The sequence below is a fragment of the Saccharopolyspora spinosa NRRL 18395 genome (genome assembly GCF_000194155.1).
Lineage (GTDB): Bacteria > Actinomycetota > Actinomycetes > Mycobacteriales > Pseudonocardiaceae > Saccharopolyspora > Saccharopolyspora spinosa.
This window is the reverse complement of sequence record NZ_GL877881.1, coordinates 514,816-519,949: the sequence shown is the minus strand read 5'-3', so window position 1 is coordinate 519,949 and position 5,134 is coordinate 514,816. Positions and strand designations below refer to the sequence as shown.

General features: G+C 61.4%; 2 protein-coding genes and 1 pseudogene. 2 read left to right on the top strand and 1 reads right to left on the bottom strand.

Annotated features, from left to right (window positions below; all coding sequences use genetic code 11):
* A partial coding sequence (locus tag SSPN_RS52915; RefSeq protein ID WP_237710919.1) for a response regulator transcription factor occupies positions 1-408 on the bottom strand: 408 nt, incomplete at its 3' end.
* Positions 409-1,705: 1,297 nt separating this feature from the next.
* Here SSPN_RS52915 and SSPN_RS58010 point away from each other — a divergent pair.
* Both SSPN_RS58010 and SSPN_RS47445 read left to right on the top strand, forming a co-directional pair.
* Complete coding sequence (locus SSPN_RS58010; RefSeq protein ID WP_192814559.1) at positions 1,706-3,610, top strand: hypothetical protein; 1,905 nt, start codon at positions 1,706-1,708, stop codon at positions 3,608-3,610.
* A gap of 349 nt (positions 3,611-3,959) precedes the next feature.
* Positions 3,960-5,134 (top strand): annotated as a pseudogene (locus SSPN_RS47445) (hypothetical protein); the annotation flags it as partial.

Here is a 5,134-nt window from a genome sequence, read left to right as displayed (position 1 = left end):
TTGTTCCCATTGTCGGCTCATGGCCTCAGTGTGGAGATATTTTTTCATGCGCCTGGCAAGAAGATCCGCCAAAGCTTCGATTTCTTTCATGTCTTGTTGACAGACCGGCAGACATATGCGGGATGTATGGTCAATCGGCGAATATTCGGCATTTCTGAATTGCTCGGCATGTGACGGCTTGAGGATTCCGAGCTCGTACCCCAGAATCACGGCGCCGACACGGTTGCGTAGATTAAACTTGCGGTAGATGTTACCCAATCGGGACTTTACGGTATCTTTCGCGATGTGCAACCGCATCGCAATTTCATTGTCGGTAAGTTCGCAGGCGATACAATATATGACGTCCCTCTCTTCCTTGGTGAGATTTATCAACTTGTCTGTGCTGAATCTTTGCGGTGACGTTCGCACTACATTAATACCGTTCGTACTAGTATGAAAATGAGGGAATCACGTGGGTGCGGCCGGTTGGCGGCTGGAGGATCTGCCGCCAACCGGCCGCGACGGACCGATGCCGGGCCGGGGGGCACGACATTTGGATATCCAGTGTCGACCGGCACCGGGCCGTGTCTGGGGGTCGCACCCCGACACGCCGACGCCTGTGGACAACCTCCGCAATTTCAATGGAAATCGGTGGGCGGGTACGGACGCGCCAGGACCCGCAGCCGGGAAGGTCCTTGCTCTGGACGGAAACCTGCGAACCGATCTGCTCGGGGCCCGGCAGGGCATCCGCATCTAGTGCTGGCGCCGCCCGAACGGCAAAGCCGCCGGTATCGAAACGGTCCACCACCTGGCCAACCTGCCACCCACCCCCCTACCCGAAACTACCTAAACCGGACAGTTCAACCTTGCACGCGCCCTGGATGTGGGGCATCGCACAGGTGGCGAGGTCGCGACTAGGACCGGCTTCTCGCTTGTTCCCATTGTCGGCTCATGGCCTCAGTGTGGAGATATTTTTTCATGCGCCTGGCAAGAAGATCCGCCAAAGCTTCGATTTCTTTCATGTCTTGTTGACAGACCGGCAGACATATGCGGGATGTATGGTCAATCGGCGAATATTCGACATTTCTGAATTGCTCGGAATTTGACGGCTTGAGGATTCCTAGCTCGTATCCCAGAATCACAGCACCGACACGGTTGCGTAGATTAAATTTGCGGTAGATGCACAGGTGGCGGGGTCGCGACTAGGATCGGCTTCTCGTTTGTTCCCATTGTCGGCTCATGGCCTCAGTGTGGAGATGTTTTTTCATGCGCCTGGCAAGAAGATCCGCTAAAGCTTCGATTTCTTTCATGTCTTGTTGGCGGACCGGCAGGCATATGCGGGATGCATGGCCACTCGGTGAATCTTCGGCATTTCTGAATTGCTCGGCATGTGACGGCTTGAGGATTCCGAGCTCGTACCCCAGAATCACAGCACCGACACGGTTGCGACGATATCCGCCTCGCGAAGGTGCGTGAGGTGTATGAGCAGGCCAAGCAGGCGATAGCGCAGGGGTATGTTCCGGTCGTCTATTTCAACGACGGCGTGCCCGGTGGGGTGAGCTCCCGGCCGGACGTGCCGAGGCGTTGATGGATTCCCGAATCAGACATTCTGGCGAACCTGCGGAGATCTATCCGCACTGGCCCACACACGGATCAGGGGCGTGACGGATGACGGGTTCGACCAACCGGGAGTGACGACGACGGTGTTGCGGCGGTGGTGTGGGGTGTGCCGGCGTGGGGCGTCGGCGCCGATCGGGTTGTGGTGTTGGAGGAGTTGGCGGGGCGGGGGCAGTTGACTGAGGAGCTGGAGGCGGAGCTGGTGGAGCTCCGGCCGAAGGTGACGGAGTGGAAGCAGAAAAAGAGAAAAAGGGACACGACTGAGTACCAGGCGATAACAGCTGCCGCCGATCGGGTTGTGGTGTTGGAGGAGTTGGCGGGGCGGGGGCAGTTGACTGAGGAGCTGGAGGCGGAGCTGGTGGAGCTCCGGCCGAAGGTGACGGAGTGGAAGCAGAAAAAGAGAAAAAGGGACACGACTGAGTACCAGGCGATAACAGCTGCCGCCGATCGGGTTGTGGTGTTGGAGGAGTTGGCGGGGCGGGGGCAGTTGACTGAGGAGCTGGAGGCGGAGCTGGTGGAGCTCCGGCCGAAGGTGACGGAGTGGAAGCAGAAAAAGAGAAAAAGGGACACGACTGAGTACCAGGCGATAACAGCTGCCGCCGATCGGGTTGTGGTGTTGGAGGAGTTGGCGGGGCGGGGGCAGTTGACTGAGGAGCTGGAGGCGGAGCTGGTGGAGCTCCGGCCGAAGGTGACGGAGTGGAAGCAGAAAAAGAGAAAAAGGGACACGACTGAGTACCAGGCGATAACAGCTGCCGCCGATCGGGTTGTGGTGTTGGAGGAGTTGGCGGGGCGGGGGCAGTTGACTGAGGAGCTGGAGGCGGAGCTGGTGGAGCTCCGGCCGAAGGTGACGGAGTGGAAGCAGAAAAAGAGAAAAAGGGACACGACTGAGTACCAGGCGATAACAGCTGCCGCCGATCGGGTTGTGGTGTTGGAGGAGTTGGCGGGGCGGGGGCAGTTGACTGAGGAGCTGGAGGCGGAGCTGGTGGAGCTCCGGCCGAAGGTGACGGAGTGGAAGCAGAAAAAGAGAAAAAGGGACACGACTGAGTACCAGGCGATAACAGCTGCCGCCGATCGGGTTGTGGTGTTGGAGGAGTTGGCGGGGCGGGGGCAGTTGACTGAGGAGCTGGAGGCGGAGCTGGTGGAGCTCCGGCCGAAGGTGACGGAGTGGAAGCAGAAAAAGAGAAAAAGGGACACGACTGAGTACCAGGCGATAACAGCTGCCGCCGATCGGGTTGTGGTGTTGGAGGAGTTGGCGGGGCGGGGGCAGTTGACTGAGGAGCTGGAGGCGGAGCTGGTGGAGCTCCGGCCGAAGGTGACGGAGTGGAAGCAGAAAAAGAGAAAAAGGGACACGACTGAGTACCAGGCGATAACAGCTGCCGCCGATCGGGTTGTGGTGTTGGAGGAGTTGGCGGGGCGGGGGCAGTTGACTGAGGAGCTGGAGGCGGAGCTGGTGGAGCTCCGGCCGAAGGTGACGGAGTGGAAGCAGAAAAAGAGAAAAAGGGACACGACTGAGTACCAGGCGATAACAGCTGCCGCCGATCGGGTTGTGGTGTTGGAGGAGTTGGCGGGGCGGGGGCAGTTGACTGAGGAGCTGGAGGCGGAGCTGGCGGAGCTCCGGCCTAAGGCGGAGCGGAAGATGCAAAAGACGGAAAGGGACGCGAAGGCTCGCTGGCGGAGAAGGGCCGAAGCCGTCCGTGTTGCGGAGTTGGAGGAGTTGGAGGGGTGGGGACCGTTGACTGAGGAGCAGGCGGCGGAGCTGGCGGCGCTTCGGTTGAAGGTGGCGGGGCGGCGGCGGAAGAACAAGGACCGGGACGTGATGGACACCGGGGCGAGTGGGGCCCCGCTGGCGGGCCGGGACGAGCGGATTGCGGGGCCGGAGGGAGCATCGGAGTGGGCTGTGCGTGGCTTGATCAGGCGGTGGCGGATTCAGCAGTGTCGCGGGATACGGGTGCAACGGATGCTGGGGCGGCGCTGGGCGAGGGTACTTATGAGGAGTTTGTCGCGAACGAGTTGACCGCGTACCTGGGCCAGGATGCCGGGGACGATGCGGATGCCGGAGGTGCTAGAGCGGTCGCCTTTCCTCCCCGACTACCACGACGGGGCGGGCTCCGTTGGGTTGTTTGGGGTCGAAGGGCCTGACGGGATCTCTGCGGGAGACCGCGATGGGTAAGTAAGTCTACTGGAGCCGCCTGCGATTGCGGAGTTGGCCGAGCTGACGGGTCGAATGGAGCGGCATTTGAACGCGATGCCGCCGGATGTCGATCCGAAGGCTGCGTAAGAACGTCGAACGCTCGAAGAGAATGGTACGGCAGGGACACTGGACTTCAGCCGATCTGCAGACCGCCGACGCGAGGTTGCCCGGGGTGCGGAAAGCGGAGAGGGCGTTGCACGATATCCGCCTCGCGAAGGTGCGTGAGGTGTATGAGCAGGCCAAGCAGGCGATAGCGCAGGGGCATGTTCCGGTCGTCTATTTCAACGACGGCGTGCCCGGTGGGGTGAGCTCCCGGCCGGACGTGCGCCTGGGATTCGAGGTCGAATTCAAGCTCCCCGCCGGGGATTTCGGTTACCGGGCCAGCAGTCTGGGGACGGTGCTCGAACAAGAGGGGCTGGTGGACTGGAAGGCACAAGGCTCGCAGCTGATTGGTAAGGAGGCTGCCAAGGCGATGGCGGCCAGTGGCAGGTGGGCGTTGATCAAGGAGGGGCCGCCGTTCGAGGTGGAGGCGACGTCACCGATCCTGCGTAATGACGGTCATGGCACTGTGTGGCCCAGCATGGAGAAGTTGCTGAGCGCGGTACAACGGCAGGGCGGTTATGGCTCGGAGTCAGGGGGGCACATCAATGTCAGTTTTGACTGGCAGTTGACCCCTGTGCAGTACGTGCGGGTGGCGCAGGTCGCGAAGGTCTTCGAGGCGGTGCTTTACTGGTTGGGCAACGTTGCAGGCGGCGACGGGTCGAAGCAACGCAACGTCACGTTCGCTGGGCCGATTCCGCTTCCGTCGGATCCGTACACAGTGGACGACGACACCGGAGCCTACGGGTACCGATCCCTTCCCAATCTGAACGACAGGAATCGTGCGGTGCGTTTTGACGGCCTCGGATTTGAGGGCGATCGGCTCGAGTTCCGGGGTTGGGCTGGGGACGCGGGTGAGCTGACCGGGAATCCTGCGTTGTGGCAGGTGCGGGCCGAGTTGAGTGCGGCGATGATGCTGGCCGGCACGGATCCGGGGATCTACCGGGAGCTGGATCGGTTGATGGGTGATCCGGATCTGCTGGGTTATGACGACCAGGTCAGGGACGAGGGGGTCTGGCTGGAGAAGCTGGCGGAGTTCCTGGAGTTGTTGCCGCTGAGCGAGGCCGGGCAGGCGCAGGTGGTGCAGCTTTTCGCCTGGACACGCCCGTGGAAGTGGACTGGTAGCGTCGACCACTTCCCCGTACTGGTCGTGAGCCTGCCCCAATATTCGGTGTTATTCCCGGACCCGGGTGCTTCGAAGGCGAAGGTCGTCGCCCAGGCGCACTCGTACCAGTTGTACAAGGACAC